Source organism: Desulfuromonas sp. DDH964, assembly GCF_001611275.1.
Taxonomy (GTDB): Bacteria; Desulfobacterota; Desulfuromonadia; order Desulfuromonadales; family DDH964; genus DDH964.
The window spans coordinates 1,386,395-1,404,481 of sequence record NZ_CP015080.1 but is presented as its reverse complement, the minus strand read 5'-3'; the positions used below and the strand labels follow the sequence as shown (position 1 = coordinate 1,404,481).

The 18,087-nt window shown below is 61.9% G+C and carries 14 protein-coding genes; 9 read left to right on the top strand and 5 right to left on the bottom strand.

The genetic code is table 11. The features are described from left to right. The first annotated feature begins 105 nt into the window (after positions 1-105). Positions 106-744: a hypothetical protein gene (locus DBW_RS06395; RefSeq protein ID WP_066725880.1), complete on the top strand. Its 639-nt coding sequence runs from the start codon at positions 106-108 to the stop codon at positions 742-744. Positions 745-832: 88 nt separating this feature from the next. On the opposite strand, the gene DBW_RS06390 is transcribed toward DBW_RS06395, so the two are convergent. Continuing rightward, complete coding sequence (locus DBW_RS06390) at positions 833-1,828, bottom strand: permease (protein WP_066725878.1); 996 nt, start codon at positions 1,826-1,828, stop codon at positions 833-835. Positions 1,829-2,086: 258 nt separating this feature from the next. Here DBW_RS06390 and DBW_RS06385 point away from each other — a divergent pair, with 258 nt between their 5' ends. Beyond that, complete coding sequence (locus tag DBW_RS06385; protein WP_066725876.1) at positions 2,087-2,878, top strand: class I SAM-dependent methyltransferase; 792 nt, start codon at positions 2,087-2,089, stop codon at positions 2,876-2,878. Between the two features lie 137 nt (positions 2,879-3,015). Here the strand turns inward: DBW_RS06385 and DBW_RS06380 are convergent, their stop codons facing one another. Further along, the gene (locus DBW_RS06380) at positions 3,016-4,329 is read right to left on the bottom strand and encodes a citrate (Si)-synthase (protein ID WP_066725875.1); all 1,314 of its coding nucleotides are present in this window, start codon (positions 4,327-4,329) and stop codon (positions 3,016-3,018) included. Positions 4,330-4,691: 362 nt separating this feature from the next. Between DBW_RS06380 and dusB the strand changes: the two genes are divergently transcribed. The 5 genes from dusB (at position 4,692) to DBW_RS06355 (ending at position 12,888) form a co-directional block, all read left to right on the top strand. Continuing rightward, positions 4,692-5,666, top strand: a complete 975-nt coding sequence (gene dusB / locus DBW_RS06375; RefSeq protein WP_066725872.1) for a tRNA dihydrouridine synthase DusB — start codon at positions 4,692-4,694, stop codon at positions 5,664-5,666. Continuing rightward, positions 5,663-6,763 (top strand): two-component system sensor histidine kinase NtrB, encoded by a 1,101-nt coding sequence (locus DBW_RS06370; RefSeq protein ID WP_066725869.1) that lies wholly within the window; start codon positions 5,663-5,665, stop codon positions 6,761-6,763. Before dusB ends, DBW_RS06370 begins: the two co-directional genes overlap by 4 nt. A gap of 61 nt (positions 6,764-6,824) precedes the next feature. Further along, positions 6,825-8,258 (top strand): nitrogen regulation protein NR(I), encoded by a 1,434-nt coding sequence (gene ntrC, locus DBW_RS06365; RefSeq protein ID WP_066725866.1) that lies wholly within the window; start codon positions 6,825-6,827, stop codon positions 8,256-8,258. Between the two features lie 32 nt (positions 8,259-8,290). After that, a complete protein-coding gene (locus DBW_RS06360; RefSeq protein ID WP_066725863.1) occupies positions 8,291-10,687 on the top strand; it encodes a response regulator in 2,397 nt (798 codons plus the stop codon). After that, positions 10,672-12,888: an LVIVD repeat-containing protein gene (locus DBW_RS06355; protein ID WP_066725860.1), complete on the top strand. Its 2,217-nt coding sequence runs from the start codon at positions 10,672-10,674 to the stop codon at positions 12,886-12,888. The genes DBW_RS06360 and DBW_RS06355 overlap by 16 nt, the downstream gene beginning before the upstream one ends. Positions 12,889-12,920: 32 nt before the next feature. On the opposite strand, the gene DBW_RS06350 is transcribed toward DBW_RS06355, so the two are convergent. Beyond that, positions 12,921-15,410, bottom strand: coding sequence for a hypothetical protein (locus tag DBW_RS06350; protein WP_066725857.1), 2,490 nt, complete (start codon positions 15,408-15,410; stop codon positions 12,921-12,923). Between the two features lie 154 nt (positions 15,411-15,564). Next, a complete protein-coding gene (tnpA, locus tag DBW_RS06345; RefSeq protein WP_066724805.1) occupies positions 15,565-15,999 on the bottom strand; it encodes an IS200/IS605 family transposase in 435 nt (144 codons plus the stop codon). Between the two features lie 430 nt (positions 16,000-16,429). Between tnpA and DBW_RS18080 the strand changes: the two genes are divergently transcribed. After that, on the top strand, positions 16,430-17,146 hold the full coding sequence (locus DBW_RS18080) for an energy transducer TonB (protein WP_197463740.1): 717 nt from the start codon (positions 16,430-16,432) through the stop codon (positions 17,144-17,146). 19 nt (positions 17,147-17,165) lie between these two features. Here DBW_RS18080 and DBW_RS06335 read toward each other — a convergent pair whose 3' ends face one another. Then, complete coding sequence (locus DBW_RS06335; protein WP_066725851.1) at positions 17,166-17,567, bottom strand: NINE protein; 402 nt, start codon at positions 17,565-17,567, stop codon at positions 17,166-17,168. Positions 17,568-17,594: 27 nt separating this feature from the next. Between DBW_RS06335 and DBW_RS06330 the strand changes: the two genes are divergently transcribed. Continuing rightward, positions 17,595-18,077 (top strand): dihydrofolate reductase, encoded by a 483-nt coding sequence (locus tag DBW_RS06330; protein WP_066725848.1) that lies wholly within the window; start codon positions 17,595-17,597, stop codon positions 18,075-18,077. Positions 18,078-18,087: the final 10 nt, after the last annotated feature.

Genomic DNA, 18,087 nt, shown 5'->3' with positions numbered 1-18,087 from the left:
GGCTGGATTGTAGCCGAAGCGCGCCACCGCTCCAAGGCAAAAGTCCTTTTCCGGGACCGGGTCACGTGCTAGACTCGCGGCGGAAAAATGCACAAAGGACGGACCATGAATCAGGAGCGAAAAACCAGGGGGGAGCAACTGATCGAGCAGCTGCTGGCGGAACTCGACCCGGGCTCCGAATGCTACCGGGTCCTCGCTACCGCCAGGCGCTTCAAGTCGACCTGGGTGGAACTCGGCGAGGAACTGCTCAAGGTGAGCCGCGAGGGGCTCTACCGCCAGTGGGGCTATTCCTCCTTCGACGAATATTGCAGCCGCGAAGTCCGTATCCGCAAGCCGACCGCCGAAAAACTGACCCTGGCCTACCGCTACCTGGAGAAGGAGGAACCGGAACTCCTTGCCCGGCACGGCGAACTCAAACCGCTCCCCGATTATCGTTCCATCGACCTGCTGCGCCAGGCGAAGGAGGACGACTTCCCCCCGGAGCAGTACGCCGAACTGCGCAAGGCAGTGGTGGAGGACGAACGGAGCCACCCGACGGTCCGCAAGCACTTCCGGGAGGCGAGTGCCGCCCGCCGTCCCGCCGATGCCGAGGAACGCCGCCAGCTGCAGAATGCCCTCGCTGCCGCCCGTCGCCTGGCGCTCACCCTCAAGGCCCTGCAAGGGATTCCCGCCGCGCAACTCGACAGCGTGTTGAGCCTGATCTCCCTGTTCGAAGAACGGCTCGCTGCCGGGGACGAGGCGTAACCGGCGAGCGTTCATGCGAGGTTGAAAAACCGACAGGGTGCCCAAGACTTCGGGCACCCTGCTTTATGATAGCGGCGGGAAATTGCGGCTAGAACTGCACCGGCAGCCAGCGCCAGAGGAAGGCTGCCATCAGGGTCCCGGTGACGCAGAGGGTCAGGTAGAGGAAGAGGACACGCTTGCGAAACATGGTGATGAATACACCCATGACCGGCAGGGCCGTCACCGGACCGCCGACCAGCAAGGCGATGCCGGCCCCCTTGGCGAGAACGATGCCATTGCCGACTTCCGGCGAGACGAAGCCGTAGAGCATGGCGGCCGCGGTCACCTGTGGCAGATGCAGGGGGATGGTGGCAAAGGTCAGGGTGAGAATCGGCAGAACCCCCTCCCCTTCCAGGAGCGCGGCCAGCCATTCGTGAGGAATGAACTGCTGGGCGACGACTTCGATCACCAGGCCGATCAGCGCGAACTTGCCGATTTTCAGGAACCCTTCCCAGAACTTGGCGAGAAAGACCAGAAAACGGTTGTGGGTACAGCGGTCGACGCGATGGGAGAGCTGCTTGCCACAGTCGCAACGCAGTTCCTCGACCGGGTAGTCCGGGTCGTGGAAATCCCCGGCCGGCAGGGCCTCGCGAAAGAGGAGTTTCTCGCTGAAACCGCGCCGGCGCAACAGGTGGGTGACAGTCCCGGCAAAGAGCCCCATGAAGATTGCACTCACCAGAATCACGTTAGCCCAGGCTGGACCGAGTTCCCAGTTGAGAAGGGTGTAACCGGCCGGGCTCATCAGCGGAGAGGTCACCAGAAGGGCCATTGCCGGCGCCAGGGGGAGCCCGGCGAGGAGGAGCGAAATCACCAAGGGGAGGGTCGCGCAGGCGCAGAGGGGACTGGCAACACCGAGCAGGGTCGCCATGCCGATGGAGAGAACGCCGAACCGGGTCAGGGCCTTGCGAATCTTGACATGCCACTTGAAGGTGCGGATCACCGCCTCCAGCAGCACACCAAGCGCCAGAAACGGCAGAATGTAGAGGAATTCCCGCCAGAGGCCGATTCCCAGCTCGATCAGTTGTTTGCCGATCCCATCCATCATTACCATTGTCCTTGCCGTGTCGTCAGGTTTTTGTCTGGCTGCCGGGGGCGACCCGACAGCTTTCCGCCCAAAAGCCCCGGTTCCCGCCTCCGGGAATCTCCCCGGGTTGCCCGGGGAAGGAGAATCGCCGGGTTTAAAGCAATTCCCGTTCCATTTCGACCGCAGTTATCCACCCCGGGAAAAGATGATTCCGAGAATTGTCAGAACAAGCATTTTGCCGTTCGAGTGCTATAATTGGGCCCAAACCAGGAGTCACCGATGAAAGAAGCGTTCAAGAATAAAGTCCGCGAACAATTCAGCCGGGTGGCCGATGGCTACGTCCGGGACAGTGGTTTCGCCGGCGGCGCTGACCTGGCAGAGGCAGTGAAACTACTCCAGCCCGGCGCTGAGGACGTCATGCTCGATGTCGCCTGCGGCGGCGGGCATACCGCCCTCTATTTTGCCCCGCTGGTCCGTAGCGTGGTCGCTTCGGACCTGACGATGCAGATGCTGAAGCGGGCCCAGGAGCATATTGCCGAACAGGGAAAAGTGGAAAATGTGACCTTCCGCGAAGCCGACGCCGAGGATCTCCCCTTCCCGGCGGGGTCCTTCACCCTGCTCACCTGCCGCATCGCCCCCCACCACTTTCCCGATGTTCCGCGCGCCCTCGAAGAGTTCCACCGCGTCTTGCGCCGCAAGGGGGGGCGGATGGCCATCATCGATACCCTCCTCCCCGAGGACCCGGAGGTGGCCGACTTCTACCAGACGATGGAAAAGCTGCGGGATCCGACCCATGTCCGGGCCTATTCGGAAAAGGAATGGCGGCAGATGGTGGAAAATGCCGGCTTTGCCGTTGAAGCGACCCGCATCTTTCCCAAGACTCATGATTTCCAGAGCTGGGCGCGCCGCGCCGGGCTCAACCGCGAAGGAATTCAACGCCTGAATCGCCTTTTTATCGAGGCTCCGGCGAAAGTTCAGGATTTTTTCCAGGTTGAAACCTTTGCCGGCGAGGTCGAGTCGTACACAGACCAGAAGCTGCTGATTTACGCAACGCGCCTGGAAAAGAAATAGATCCTTTGGCGATTGCCGCGCAAAAGCAGATCGGGGCCATGACTGTCATGGCCCCGATTTCTTTTGAAAAACATCGGGGATGCCGAATTGGCATCCCCGATGATCACAACCTCATTGAAACATTTCCGAGAAGAAGCTTACTTGACCCCGGCAGCGGCTTCCAGCATCGCGGTGGTCACCGACTTGGGCCGCTCGATGCCGTAACCGAGAGCGCGGTCCCAGGTGATGTTGGCGAGGCAGCCGAGAGCGCGGCCGATCCCGAAGAGGACGGTGTAGAACTCGTACTGGGTGACGCCATAGTACCACTGGATGACACCGGACTGGGCATCGACGTTCGGCCAAGGGTTCTTGGCCTTGCCATGCTCGGTCAACACGCCCGGAGCGACTTCAAAGATCATCTTCACCAGCTGGAACAGCGGATAGTCCTTGAGACCCGGGGTCTTCATGCAGAACTCACGCTGCGAGGTGTAGCGGGGGTCGGTCTTGCGCAGCACGGCGTGGCCGTAGCCCGGGATGACCTGGCCGCTTTTGAGGGTGGCCCAGAGCGCTTCCTTGAGTTTCTCCTCGGTCGGGACCTCGCCGCCGAGCTGCTGCATGAAGTTCTGGGTCCAACGCAGCACTTCTTCGTTGGCAAGGCCGTGGAGCGGGCCGGCCAGACCGTTAAGGCCGGCACTGTAGGCATAGTAGGCGTCGGACAGGGCCGAAGCCACCAGGTGGGTGGTGTGGGCCGAGACGTTGCCGGACTCGTGGTCGGAGTGGAGGATGAAGTACATGCGGGCAACATCGTCATACGGAGCCGGGATGCCCATCATGCGGGCAAAGTTGCCGCCCATGTCCAGCTTGGGATCGGCTTTGATGTGGGTATCGCCCATGTACTTCATGCGGTAGATGTAGGCGCCGATGGGGCCGAGTTTCGCCATCATGTTGTTGGCGTCCTCGTACATCTCTTCCCAGCAGGTCATCTTGTTGAATTTGCCGGAAGCATAGGTCTTGGCAAAAACCGAATCGCGCTGCATGGCGAGAACGGCGGTGGAGAACATGGTCATCGGATGGGTGTCGCGGGGGAGCGCACGCAGCACGTCGATGACGTACTGGGGAACCTCGGAGCGCTTCTTCCAGTCTTCGACCACTTCCAGGGTCTGCTCCATGGTCGGCACGTCGCCGGTCAGCAGCATCCACCAGAAGCCCTCGACATAGGGATAGTCGCTACCGGGGACCTTGGGCAGGGCAGCAAAGGTTTCCGGAATCGTCTTGCCGCGGAAACGGATCCCTTCCATCGGATCAAGATAAGAAATGTCGGTTACCAGGCATTTGATGCCACGGGCGCCGCCGATGGCCTGGGAGATGGTCACCTCACCCAGCGAGACTTCGCCAAACTCCTTAACCAGGCGGGTGGTGCGGGGGCGGTGCTCGTCAATTTTCTTGCGCAGGACTTCCTTCAGTTTCGACATACTCTCTCTCCTTTTGGGAAAAATCGATGGATCCTGCTTGATCCATCAGGCCAACAAAAACAAACGATGCCGATCGCAACGACAACGATATCGGCGGCCCCTCCCGGGGCCAATCAAACTACCAACCGGAAACGCATGAAATAAAAATAATAAGTTGGAAAAACCGAGAGTGGACAGGACCTTCTAAACCTTGTCTGGTCTCATTTTCCAAATAATGTTCTAACAACTCAAGGCTCGCTTGTCAAGTTGAATTTTGTATACAGTATCCCACGTCAGGGCGGCTGGCACGGGCCCCGATTTTCCCCTTGCTTTCTCATCCTCCCATGCTAGTATGCGTAAAAATTGTGCAATAATTGGATGCAATGCGGATAGGCCAGCTGCTACTCACCAACAACATCATCCTCGCGCCGATGGCCGGGATCACCGACCTTCCCTATCGCCTCATCATGAAACGTTTCGGGGCCGGGCTGGTCTTCACCGAGATGGTGAGCGCCAATGGCCTGATTCGCGCCGGTCGCAGCACCCGGGAACTGCTCGAATCCGACCCGGCTGAGCGCCCCCTCGGGGTCCAGCTCTTCGGTGAAGACCCGGCGGTTCTGGCCGAGGCGGCGCGCCTGGTAGGGGATGCTGGAGAGCTGCTCGACCTCAACCTCGGCTGTCCCGTCCCCAAGGTGGTCCGCTCCGGGGCGGGCAGCGCGCTGTTGCGCGATCCGCTCCGGGTCGGCAGGATCGTGGCGGCGGTCGTTCGCGCCAGCGACCGTCCCTTGACGGTCAAGATTCGCTCCGGGTGGGACGCTGAGTCGATCAACTTTCTCGAGATTGGGCGCATTGCCGAAGCCGAAGGGGCGGCGGCAGTCACCCTCCACCCCCGGACCCGGGCACAAGGATTCAGCGGGCACTCTGACTGGCAGCACCTCGCAGCACTGAAGGCAGCGCTGAAAATCCCAGTCATTGGCAGCGGCGACATCTTTTGCGGCGGCGATGCCATTGCGATGCTGACCACGACCGGCTGCGACGGCCTCATGATCGGCCGTGGCGGCTACGGCAACCCCTGGCTGATTCGGGACATCCTGAACCTGCAGGCCGGTATTGAGCCGACCCCGCCGACGGCCCGGGAGCGGCTGCAGGTCGCCAACGACCACCTCGCCCTGGTTGCGGCCCTGAAAGGACCGGCCCGGGCACTGTTCGAGATGCGCAAGCATCTCTGCTGGTATGCACGGGGGCTGCCCGGCGCGGCTCAATTTCGCGCCCGGGTCAACAGCACCGAGTCGCTGGCGGGCCTGCGCACCACAGTCTATGATTTTTTTTCAGCAGTCGAGGGGACGCCGGCGCCATGAGCTCCCGGGACGGGCAGGAAGACACCCAGATCTACGCCAGGGTCGTCGATAACATCGACCGGGCGGTCGTCGCCATCGACCGCGCCGGGCGCATCGCCCTCTTCAACCCGGCGGCCCAGGCCTGTACCGGTCTCTCCGAACGCCAGAGTCTCGGCCGCCACTTCGAGGAACTCTTCGCGGGACAGGACAAGATTCTCGCGCTCATCCGTTCCGCACTCGATGTCGGGCGCTCCATTTCCGACGACGAGAACATCCACCTGCAGCGCCCCTCCGCGCCGCCGTTGCCGGTGAGCGTTTCCGCTTCACCCATCTATACCGACAGCGGCGACCGGGAGGGTGTGGTGCTGATCATTCGTGATCTTTCCCGGCTGCGGGAGCTGGAGGATGCGGTACGCCGTGCCGACCGGTTGTCGATGCTTGGCACCCTCGCCGCCGGGCTCGCCCACGAAATCAAAAACCCCCTCGGCGGGATCAAGGGGGCGGCCCAGTTGCTCGCCATGGAACTCGGCACGGAAAACCCCCTGCACGAGTATACCGGGATCATGATCAAGGAGGTGGAGCGGGTCAACGGCATCATCGAGGAGTTGATGGATCTTGCCCGCCCCCGCCTCCCCCAGTTCCAGGAAGTAAATATCGGCCGCCTGCTCGGCGATATCATCCTGTTTCAGAAAGAGGCGCACCGCGGCAAACAGATCGATTTCGTGCTGACCCTCGATCCGAGCATTCCGCCGCTGCTCGGCGATGAAAACCTGCTGACCCGGCTCTTTCTGAACCTGATAAAGAATGCCGCCGAAGCGATCGAGGGGAAGGGGCGGGTGGAAATCTGCAGCCGGGTCGCCTCCGATTTCCATATGCAGAAACCGGGACAACGCCCGGTGCCGCTGATCGTCATCGAAATCCGCGACAGTGGGCGGGGGATTCCGGCCGAGGACCTGGATCGGATCTTCACCCCCTTCTACACCACCAAGAATCGCGGCAGCGGTCTTGGCCTGGCCACCTGCCAGAAGATCGTCGACAGTCACCGGGGCCTGCTCCGCTTCGACAGTCGCGAGGGGGAAGGCACCACAGTCAGTGTCTCGCTCCCCTTCATTCGTTGAACCAGACCCTGCGTTTTTTGATGGTGATCCCTTAAACCCCTAATTTCTGGATAGCCCTGCCATGTCAATTCGCCGAATTCTGGTAGCTGATGACGAAGAAAGTATCCGCTGGGTTCTCTCCAAGTCCCTGACCAAACAGGGATATTCCGTCGACCTTGCGGCGAACGGAACGGAGGCGCTGGCCCTGTTGCGCCAGAATCGCTACGATCTGGCGGTACTCGACATCAAGATGCCGGGGACGTCCGGGCTCGATCTGCTCTCGAAAATCCAGAGCGAATCCCCGGAGGTGCTGGTCGTCATCATGACGGCCGAATCGTCGATGAAAAATGCCGTCGAAGCGATGAAGCGGGGCGCGTACGACTACATCACCAAGCCCTTCGACCTCGATGCTCTCGATGCCATCATCCTCAAGGCCCGCAAGGCCTCGGAGGTGACCGAAGAAGTCAAGCTTCTCAAGGAGGAGATTCGCGATCACTATCAGCTGGACCGGAATATTATCGGCAAGGGGCGCGCCATGCAGGAGGTCTACAAGGTCCTCGGCAAGGTCGCGCCGGCCGACATTACCGTTCTGATTACCGGGGAATCAGGGACCGGCAAGGAGTTGGTGGCCCGCGCCATCCACTTCAACAGCCCTCGCCTTGGCAAACCGTTTCTCGCTCTTAACTGTGCGGCCATCCCCCGGGAACTCCTCGAAAGCGAGCTTTTCGGATTCGAGAAGGGCGCCTTCACCGGCGCCGTGGAGCGCAAAGCCGGCAAGTTCGAGCAGGCCAACGGCGGGACCATTTTCCTCGACGAAATCGGCGACATGCCCCTCGAACTCCAGGCCAAGCTGCTGCGCGTTTTGCAGGAAAAAGAGGTAACCCGTACCGGCGGATCGACCTCCATCGCGGTTGATGTCCGGATTGTCGCCGCTACCAACCAGGACCTCAAGGAGAAGGTGCGCAACCGCGAATTCCGCGAGGACCTCTTCTACCGCCTCAATGTGGTGCCGATCGAGTTACCGCCCCTGCGCGAACGCCGCGAGGACATTCCGTTGCTGGTGGAGTTCTTCATTCAACGCGCTGCGGAAAATCTCGGCGTACCGGCCCGCGGCTGTACCGAAGAAACCATGCGCCTGTTCAAGGGATACAGCTGGCCCGGGAACGTCCGCGAACTGGAAAACGCCATCCAGCGCGCCGCTCTCCTCTCCCCGGACCAGATCCTCACCCCCGAGGACTTTCCCGGGCTGCTCGGCGGCGCCCAGCGGCGCGACAACGAGGGTTCCCTCGAAGCACTGATTGCCAACAAGCTGCATTCTTCCCTGGCCCAGATGGACGTGCAGGACCTCGACAACCTCTACGAAATGGTTCTGCAGCAGATGGAGCGCCCCCTGATCCGCATCGTGCTCGACAAGACGCGTGGCAACCAGGTCCGGGCCGCGGAGATTCTCGGCATCAACCGCAATACCCTGCGCAAAAAGATCCAGGTGCTGGGGATCGACCTGAAAAAGGACTAGGCCCCGAACCGGCCGTCGGCGGAACGAAGACGATGCCACGACTCTTCGCAGAGACGTCCCTCAAAACCAAGCTGACCACCATCATGCTCGCCACCAGCGGGCTGGTATTGCTGCTGGCGTCGGGAGCCTATGTCTTCTCCGAGATTGTCTCGTTCCGCAACAGCCTCATCAACAAGACGACCGCGCTGGCCAAGGTCATCGGTGCCAACAGCAGCTCAGCCCTGCTTTTCCACGACCTCCCGACCGCCGAAGCGATTCTCGCCTCCCTGAGCAGCGAACCGGAAATCCGCCTCGCCCTGATATTCGACAAAAACCTGAAGCCCTATGCCCAGTACCGGGCCCTCGATCCGCCCGGCGCGAAAAAACCCGAATTACCCGTCACCCGGCAGCTGGTGATGGAGAGCGCCGAACAGGGCGAGGTTGCCCAGCTCTTCACCCTCCGCTCCCTGGAGGTGGCACTCCCCGTCCTGCTTGATGGCCAGCGACTGGGACTGGTCTATCTGCAATCCGACCTTAGCGCTCTGCGCACCTGGTTGCTACGATTCCTGCTCGGCTCCCTGCTGGTGATGGGGGTCGTGCTGGTGATCGCCTACCTCTTTTCCGCACGCCTGCAGGAAGTCATCTCGCGACCGATCCTGCAGCTCGCTTCGACCATGAAGGAAGTCTCGGCAACGGAGGATTTTTCGGTGCGGGCCGTCGCCACCACCCGGGACGAGGTTGGCACCCTGGTCACCGTCTTCAATGAGATGCTCGACCATATCGCCCGCCGCGACCAAACCCTTGCAACCTACCGCCAGGGGCTGGAAGTCCAGGTCGCCCAGCGCACCGAGGAACTGAGCAAAACCAACCGGCAGCTGCAACAAACAGTCACCGAGCTCGACCAGGCCCGCCATCTTGCCGAGGCGGCAAGTCAGGCCAAATCACGCTTTCTCGCCAACATGAGCCACGAAATCCGCACGCCGATGATCGGCGTCCTCGGCATGACCGAACAGTTGCTGCGCACTCCCCTGGACCAGAACCAGCTCATCATGGCACGCACTGTCCACAACTCGGGGGAGGCATTGCTGGCGGTCCTTAACGATATTCTCGATTTTTCCAAAATCGAAGCGGGCAAGCTGGAACTGGAGAATGTCCCCTTCAACCTGCAGTTGATCGTCGAGGATGTTCTCGGCCTGTTCGGGGAGAAGGCCTACAGCAAGGGGGTGGAACTCTTTGGCCGGGTTGATACCGCCTGCCCGGCGACCCTGATCGGTGATCCGGGCCGGATTCGCCAGATTCTCCTCAACCTGGTTGGCAATGCGGTCAAGTTTACCGAGCGGGGCGAGGTCGGCCTCCAGTTTGCGACCAGCCCCCTGGCTGCCGGTGGCGTTCTGGTACGCTGCACCGTCAAGGATACCGGCATCGGCATTGAGCCGGCGGCACTGCAAAGGCTCTTCGAGTCCTTTTCCCAGGGGGACAATTCGACCAGCAGACTCTACGGTGGCACCGGACTCGGTCTGGCCATCGTTCGGCAGCTGGTGACCATGATGGGGGGCCAAACGGAGGTGACCAGCACCTTTAACCAGGGCTCCAGTTTCAGCTTCTCCATCCCCTTCCGGCTGCCGGAGCCGGCGCCCCTCCCTGCGGGTCATTCCGAGGAGTTCGGAACGGTTCTGGTCTGGGATGACCATACCGGGACTCGCGAGCTTCTCTCCGAGGAGCTCACCCGGCTCGGGCTCACCGTGGTAGCGGTAGGTCATGCCGATGAAGTGGATCGCCTCCTTACGGAGGCCGCGGGACGCCCCCCTTTCCGTTTCGCCCTCCTCGATGCGCTGCTGTTGGAGCCCAATTCGCGGACGCTCGACGAGCTGCGCCTGTCGCCACTCTTTACCGGCACCCGGGAGATCCTTCTCGTCCCCCATGCCTACCCTGCCGGCACCCGGGGTCCCGACCTGGCCGGGCGGGATGATTTATTGTTCAAACCACTGCGGATGTCGATCCTGCCCCAGCTGCTGCTTCCCCCCACCCAGCTGGAGGAGAGCAAAGAACCGACTGCCCGGGATACCCGGGGCGAGGCCGGCACCGCCCGGCAGAAACCGGGCAGGATCCTGGTCGCCGAGGACAATCCGACCACCCAGCGACTGATCGGCCTAATTCTCGCCGGCTACACCCTTGAAATGGTCGCCAGTGGCCATGAGGCCGTGGCGTGCAGCGAAGCAGGGAGCTACGACCTGATCCTCATGGATTGCCAGATGCCGGGCATGGACGGTTTTACTGCAACCCGAGCGATACGCGACCGCGGCGACAGCACGCCAATCGTCGCCCTGACCGCCCACGCCCAGGCCGAAGATGCCGAGCGCTGCCGCGCCGAGGGAATGGACGACTACCTGAGCAAGCCCTTTAAACAGCAGCAATTACTCGACATGGTTGAAAAATGGCTAAGGACCTGAGGCGGGAGGAGGCGCCGATCGCGACAGCGCTGCGGCCACGGCGACGATCCGGTCCTATTTTTCTGCTCGGCCTCGGCAGCGGCCTCTATCTGGTGCTCGTGGCGATGCTCCTCTGGTCTCTCGCATTTCCGGCTAAGCCGGGAGTCGCACCACAAATCACCACCCTGCGCCAGTTAAATGCCACGCGCCCAGGGGTACTTCGCCTGGCCGTTGCCGGGGAGAACCTCTCCCCGGACACCCGCCTCTCCCTCGTCCGCGACAGCGGCGGGCAGCGGGCGGTACTCGCCAACCTGCCCACCTACGGCCTGGCCCGGGATCTCATCCTCGCCGGCGACTACGGCCTGGTCGCCAACAGCTATCGCGGCGTGCAAACCGTCTCATTCAAAGACCCCGAGCGGCCACGGATCATCGCCTCCCTGAATCTCCCCGGACGCGCCTGGGGCCTGAGCGCCTCCGGCACGACCCTGCTGGTCGCCGCCATGAACGCCGGGATTCACCTGGTCGACATCCAGGATCCGGCGAATCCAGAGCTGCTGGGAACGATCACCACCAGCAGCCCGGCCCTGCACGCCTGCGGCGAGAACAACCTTGTCTATGTCCTAACCACCGACAGGACGTTGCGGATTTATGACATCCGTGACCCGTCCAGCCCGGCTCTCCTCAGCCAGACGGCCCTCCCCAACATCCCCTGGCACGGAATCAAGGTGGGCCATCGATTCCTGATCAGCTGCGGCAAAAGCGGCCTGGTGGTGGTCGATATCGAGAACCCGCGGCATCCCCGCCTCGGCCAGCGTCTCGCCCTGCCCGGCGGCGCCTCCAGCATGACCACGGTCGGCACCCTTGGCTACGTGGCGGCGAGCAGCGGGGGCCTCCAGGTCATCGATCTGGCCCCCCCCGGCCGGATCCGGGTGCTGTCGTACCTCGCCAGCCCGGTACGTTCCTTCAAGGTCGAGGTCCGGGGGACGCAGGCCTACCTGGCGGCCGGCGAAAACGGTCTGCAAATCATTGATGTCGCCGACCCCCGCCGTCCCTTCCTGCGGCATGCCATCGACAGCCCCGGCAATGCGACCGCCGTGGCTCTTATCAACAAGGTAGCCTTGTTGGCATCCGGGGTTTCGGGCCTTGAGGTTATCGATCTTGACCAGCTGCCGGAGCTCACCCGCACCCCGTTACTGAAGTTCGATGAGCGGATCCGCCGGATCCGCGCGGGACAAGAGCTTGTCTTTCTTGCCGCCGGGGAAGCGGGGCTGGTGATTCTGGATAACGTTGTCGACACCCCCCCGCGTATCGTCGGAACCATCGACACCCCGGGTATTTGCCAGGACATGGCTATCAGCGGCAATCTCGTCTACCTGGCCGACGGCTCCGGTGGCATCCTGGTCATAGCGGTCGATGACCCGATTCATCCGCAACGGGTCGGTCAGGTCGCGAGCAGCGATCCGGTAACCTCCCTGGCCCTGGCCGGCGGGTTGCTGCTGGCAACGGAGACTTCCGGTGAATTCCAGGTCTATTCCCTGAGGAATCCGCAGCAGCCCCTTCTCCTTGGCCACCTGCTGTTGCCCGGCCCGGCCCGCGACATAACTTCCACCGGTACTCATGCCTACCTCGCCGTCGGCAAGGAAGGGCTGGTGGTGATCGATCTCTCCGACCCGCGATCGCCCCGACTTGCCGGGCAGTTGCAGTCGCCCTGGCCCCAGAGCGAGCTCCCCAACAGCAATGCCAACCAGGTCTTGCTGCACGGCTCGATGGCCTATATCGCGCATGGCAGCGCAGGCGTCAAGATAGTGGATGTCTCAGAACCGGCGAACCCGCGCCTGATCGGCCAGATTGAGAATCTGGGAGCGGCCTTTGCCTTGACCGCCCACGACGATCTGCTTTACGTCGCCGATCTGGAAAACGACGTCCATGCCTTTGATATTTCCAACCCCGCACGCCCCCTGGAAGTTGCTCTGCTGCCAACCCAGACCCGCATTCGGACCGTAGCGTTTACCGAGGGCCGGCTCCTTGCCGTCGGCAGCGGCTCCGGTATCAGTCTTCTGCCGGAACCGATTCTCGGTGAGCAGTGGGGGAAGACCAGGCAAGGGGAACGGGTGTTCGAAGTCCGCAAACCCGTGCAGGCCGGTGAATATACTGTGCGGCTTTTCAACGGCTGGGGATTCGACAAACGGGCGGGAATTGCTTTGATGAACGGAAAAGAATAAATCCAGGACCGGACCCCGGGTATTGGCCCAGCTCAGAAGGTGTATTCGACTCCGGCCCAGAACTGGCGGCCGAGTTCAAATTCGTCACTGGCATTGCCGAGATAGAAACGGCGATTGAAGACGTTGAGGATGTCGAGAGTCAATTTGAGCGCCTGCCCTTCCCAGGGGGAGCCCATCCAGGCCCACTGCCAGTCGAAGACTGTGGCGCTCGGCCGCTTTACCGCAGCGTAGCGGGGGTAATCGATGCCATCGACATTGATGACCTCGCCACTGGGGGCGAGGTCCCGGTAGCCGCTCCGGTAGCGGGTGACGTTGGTGAACTGGAACCCCTTGCCGAGGGCCACCGCATAGGTCAGGTTGAGCAGCCAGGAGCGGTTGTAGTTCTCGCGCGGCAGCTCATCGATATGCAGCAGGTCCCCTTCGTAGTAAACCAGGTCGCTGAAATCGGCGGCGACCAGGGTCTCGTCGTAATTCTCGTGGGTCGCCTTCGTCCGCTGCCAGGTCGCATTCAGATTCAGCTTCTGGCCGGTCCAGCGGCGCCCCCATTCAAGGCGGCCGCTCTCGTAGCGGCTGCGGCCATTGTTATTGAGGCGGGCATAGCGCTGGGCGCCCGGGTTGGCCGGGTCGAAAGGGTCGGTCTCGCGGGCGAACTCATCGTACCCATTGCGCCGCACATAGCGTAACTTGGCAACCCCACCACCGACGGCTTGATCGAGGCCGCCGACCACCTCGTCCTGGTAGGGGGTCTTGAGGGTGGAATAACTGGTCGCCTGGGCGGGGATCGTACTCGGCTTGAGCGTCCAGTCGCCGGGCGTGGTCCCGACCAGCACGCGGGTTTCGGTCACGGCCGCCGGGGTCACCTTACGCAGCTTGTAGGTCAGCAGGGTCTGGCCGTAATAGCGGTTCCAGCCACCGACCAGCACACTCTCGTTATGACCGAAGAGATCGAAGGCGATTCCGAACCGCGGCGCCAGGTCGGTGTTCTCCATGAAATCATCGTGGGAAAGCCGCAGCCCCGGGCGCAGATCGATCCGTTTGAAGTGCAGGCGGTCCTCCAGGTAGAGCGCCTGCTGACTGATGCGGGCGGTGCTGGTGCCGGCCACATAATAGTTGCGCCGGCTCAGCCATTGATCGCCATCGATACAGGCCGGGTCACCGGGGGTGCAGGTGACGGTGGCATCGACCTTGGGGGTCGCGTAGTTGTAGCTGGTCTCCTGCCGGGAGAACTTGGCGCTGGTCTGTGACAGCTCGAGGCCGGCATTGAGCTGCTGGCGCAGAGCCCCGACGCGGAAACTGCGCGAGAGCCAGTCCGCGCTGAACTCGACACTGCGCTGGGTTTTGCGAAGATCGCCAAATCCCCCTTCGCGGCTGGAAGAGATCCCGGCCAGGGTTCCCCAGTCGGTGATCGCCGTATTCGCCCAGTTGAAGAACTCGGGCGCGGCCTCCCGCGCGTTGACGCTGCGGCGCAGCGCCCCGTGCAGTTCGAGGCTGCCGTCCCCCTGCTTCAGCTCATAACCACCAGCCAGGGCCGAACCGCCACCGTAAATTTGAAAACCGCTGTTCCTGGTGTCCTTGATGAAAAAATTCCCCCGGTAGGGGTTGTGGATCAGGTCGAGGGTCAGCTTCGCCTGCGGAGCGGGCCGGTGCACCAGCTTCAGCAGATAGTTGTCGTTGCGCCGGCTCTGGTCCTCCTGGTGTCCCAGAAGCATCAGCGGGATCCGGGAGTAGAGGGTTTCCACGGCAAGAAGCAGCCCGGTCTCCGGGGCGAGGGGGATATCGATTTCGACCCCGACCTGATGCTTGCGAAAGTGAGGCTGCCGGGCCTCGCTGGTGGAATTCTCAAAAGCGTCCGCCTCCGAATCGGCAACGTGGAACTCGGTCCATTCATCGCGGGTCGTGCGGTAGGCAGTGGTCAGGCTGAAAACCGGTTTCGGATCGCGGATGGTGACATCGACCACCCCGCCGGCAAAGCCGCCAAAACGGGCCGGGATGTTGTTGTCGTAAACCGTCATGTCGCCGATCAGGCGCGAATTGAGAAAGATTTCCTGGGGATGGCCGGGGACATCATTCACCGCGCCGGGATTATCGGCGATCGGATCGAGCAGGCTGTTGTTGCCAAACCCGTCGATGCGGAAGTTGTTCTGATAGACCTTGCCACCGGAGATCGAGAGGAGAGCGGGGAGGATTTCGCCGGCCGTCTTGGAAGAGTTGGCCTGGTCGCTGGCCTGGACGCCGGGGAGGAGCGGCAACAGGTCGGTAATATTGCTGTCGCCGGCAGGTATTACGGTGATATCAACGGCCTTGATGGAGCTGCTGCCGCTGATCGCGTCCACCGGGGTCGCCACCACCTCCAGCAACGGCAGCACCGGCAAGTCTTCACCGACAGATGGCTCTGCCATTGGCAGCAGAGGATCGGCGGCCAAAACCTGAGTCGACGCTCCTCCCAACCACAGGGCCAGGCCGAGCATCGCCAGGGTAAAGGGAAAAAAGAGTCTGCCATTTGTGCTGCTGTTGCTTCGCATCTCACATCCTGGCTGGAATTATTTACTCCAAGAGCGGGGAATGGTGTAAAAAAACCCCGCCCAGAGGACGGGGCTTTAAAGGCGCCCCCAGAGGGGGCGTTGCCGGTGACCCCCAAAGAGGGTCACCGGAGCGTTGTTCCCACGTCCACAACAATTAGAATTTGAGTTGCTGTTGTTCCACTTTCTTCTCATGCTGCTCTTGATACCGCACGTAGCGCCTGATCATCTCGGCATCCAGGCCTACCGTGTCAACGCAGTAGCCGGGCGCCCAAAAATGATTGCCCCAGTAGCGTTTCTTCCGCAACTTGGGATGGTTCTTTAAAATACGTATCGCTGATCGGCCCTTCAGGCGCCCCATCAACTCCGAAATGGACACCTTGGGCGGCACCATGATGATCAGGTGAATATGGTCTTTCTGGACATTCAGCTCGACGACCTCGCAGTGACTCTGCTCGCTGAAGATCCGGATACACGCTCGAACTTCTTGCGCCAGTTCACCTTCCAATATCCGGAAGCGATACTTGGGCACCCAGACGATGTGATACTGGCAGTGCCAGATCGCATGTGTTAATTTTCGAAAACGGCTCATGGCTTTCCTTTCTGTTCAGGTCGTTGCGGGAACAACGCCTGAATATGGATTGCCATGAGCCCTTTTGGCAAAGCCAAAGGACTCTGACCCCGTCCAGAGGACGGGGGTTTCTACTTCACACTAAAAACATTTCACCGTAAACGGGCTGGATGCAACTCGTAAACCAACTGCCTTAAATCCCGAGAAAATCTGTAAAAGTTATTCTTCCAATTAAAAACTCTTGTATTTTAGTTAACATGCCCATGCACGACCGGCGTTACTGCCCGGCCGCTAAAGTCGGGACGACAGCCGCTGACGCAATTGGCAACTTTTCTTATCGCAAAAGTACCGGTCAAAGTGGGATAATCTCCCCATTTCACGGACCCGGTAGCCACGGCGCCGAAATCGGCCGGTTTGCAATCGGGGTTGAACAGACTTGGCGGGACATGGTTTGAACCTGCGGATACTGACAATCTGTATCGGGATATCCCTGGTCGCCCATGCGGCGCTGCTGACCCTCTCCTCCCCACCGCAGGACGCCGCGCCCAGACGTCCTGAAAGGGTCGAGGTTGGACTCATCTCCGCAGCGGCCAATAACCGCTTCAGTACCCCGCAGGCGGCGGAAGCAGGAGCGTCCCCAGCGCCAGCTCTCCCCCCCCAGCCCCCAAGACCTCACGCCCCTCCCCCGCAGAAACCGACCGTCCCGGTCCCGGTGCCGCCCGATTTCAAACCAGCGGTCGACTTGCCGCTGCCAAACCTCCCATCGCCCCCGCAACGGCCGCAGGCACCGACGCTGGATGGCGGGGAGGGAAAAGAGTACAAAACCGCGAGCAAGGCCGTACGCCCTGCCCCCATCCTGGAGCAGCGGCAGGGAACTAACAGCCCCAGCACCGCCACCGCACCGCAGGCCGCCAGCAACCCGCCACCGGCCTATCCGCGCCAGGCCCGGGAACAGGGCTGGGCCGGTTCGGTCTGGCTCCAGATCCGGATCGGCAGCAGCGGTGGAGTCGAAACAGTGCACCTTGAGCAGTCCTCGGGCTACCCGCTTCTCGACGAAGCCGCCATCGAAGCGGTGCGCAACTGGAAGTTCGAACCGGCGCGCCAGGCTGGACAGGCGATCGCGACGACGGTCCGGGTGCCGATCCGCTTCCGCCTCGATAACGACTGAGGGAGGGCACTTTTGGCGATCAGCGAAGACTGTTGCGTTCGGCGACCTGCTGGTTGAGGGTAAAGAAATCGTAGAGCCAGCCGATCCCGAAGAGGCCACAGGTCAGCAGATAGAGGAGCGCTGTCGGCCATTTCCCCAGATACATGCGGTGCACGCCGAAGAAGCCGAGGAAGGTGAGCAGCAACCAGGCGACACTGTAATCGATCACTCCCGGGACAAAGCGCAGATCGGCCTGGCGGTCCATGGCGGGGATCAGAAAGAGGTCGACCAGCCAGCCGATTCCGAGCAGACCGAGGGTAAAAAACCAGAGGGTGCCAGTGAACGGTTTGCCGTAATAGAAGCGATGGGCGCCGGTAAAGCCGAACAGCCAGAGGAGATAACCGATGGTCTTGCTGTGGGTGTCGCGGGGAAAAGAGCTCATTGGCCGGCTCCTGCGGACGGGGGGTGGATGAAGGACGACGGCGTTGAGAAGGTTCTCTGCGCGGCAATGACTCGCCGCCGGGTGATCGGCGACTGCGGTCGGCTGCCCTGGCATCTTCCCGAAGAGCTGGACCTCTTCCGCACCCTCACCTGGGGGCACAGCCTGATCATGGGCCGGAAAACCTTCGAAGCGATCGGCCGGCCGCTCCCCGGCCGCCGCAACGTCGTCCTCAGCCGCAGCCTGACGTCGACGCCGGGGGTCCTGGTCTGCCACCGCATGGAGGAAGCCGTGGCGCTTGCCGCAGAGGGAATGCGGCGCCTCTTTTTCATCGGCGGCGCCGACCTCTACCGCCAGGCCCTCTCCCGGGTCGATACCCTCCACATCTCCTGGGTCCGCGCCGACTATCCCGGCGATACCTATTTTCCCGACTTTGAGCGCGGCGTCTGGCAGGTGGTCCAGGTGACCGAGCATCGCCACTTTCGCCACGTCATCTACCGGCGCCGTCCCTGACCACGGCAGC

Bases quoted from the DNA above. Each gene is read 5' to 3' on its own strand.
- DBW_RS06395 (WP_066725880.1), top strand. From the start codon at position 106: ATGAATCAGGAGCGAAAAACCAGGGGGGAGCAACTGATCGAGCAGCTG.
- DBW_RS06390 (WP_066725878.1), bottom strand. From the start codon at position 1,828: ATGATGGATGGGATCGGCAAACAACTGATCGAGCTGGGAATCGGCCTC.
- DBW_RS06385 (WP_066725876.1), top strand. From the start codon at position 2,087: ATGAAAGAAGCGTTCAAGAATAAAGTCCGCGAACAATTCAGCCGGGTG.
- DBW_RS06380 (WP_066725875.1), bottom strand. From the start codon at position 4,329: ATGTCGAAACTGAAGGAAGTCCTGCGCAAGAAAATTGACGAGCACCGC.
- dusB (WP_066725872.1), top strand. From the start codon at position 4,692: ATGCGGATAGGCCAGCTGCTACTCACCAACAACATCATCCTCGCGCCG.
- DBW_RS06370 (WP_066725869.1), top strand. From the start codon at position 5,663: ATGAGCTCCCGGGACGGGCAGGAAGACACCCAGATCTACGCCAGGGTC.
- ntrC (WP_066725866.1), top strand. From the start codon at position 6,825: ATGTCAATTCGCCGAATTCTGGTAGCTGATGACGAAGAAAGTATCCGC.
- DBW_RS06360 (WP_066725863.1), top strand. From the start codon at position 8,291: ATGCCACGACTCTTCGCAGAGACGTCCCTCAAAACCAAGCTGACCACC.
- DBW_RS06355 (WP_066725860.1), top strand. From the start codon at position 10,672: ATGGCTAAGGACCTGAGGCGGGAGGAGGCGCCGATCGCGACAGCGCTG.
- DBW_RS06350 (WP_066725857.1), bottom strand. From the start codon at position 15,410: ATGCGAAGCAACAGCAGCACAAATGGCAGACTCTTTTTTCCCTTTACC.
- tnpA (WP_066724805.1), bottom strand. From the start codon at position 15,999: ATGAGCCGTTTTCGAAAATTAACACATGCGATCTGGCACTGCCAGTAT.
- DBW_RS06335 (WP_066725851.1), bottom strand. From the start codon at position 17,567: ATGAGCTCTTTTCCCCGCGACACCCACAGCAAGACCATCGGTTATCTC.
- DBW_RS06330 (WP_066725848.1), top strand. From the start codon at position 17,595: ATGAAGGACGACGGCGTTGAGAAGGTTCTCTGCGCGGCAATGACTCGC.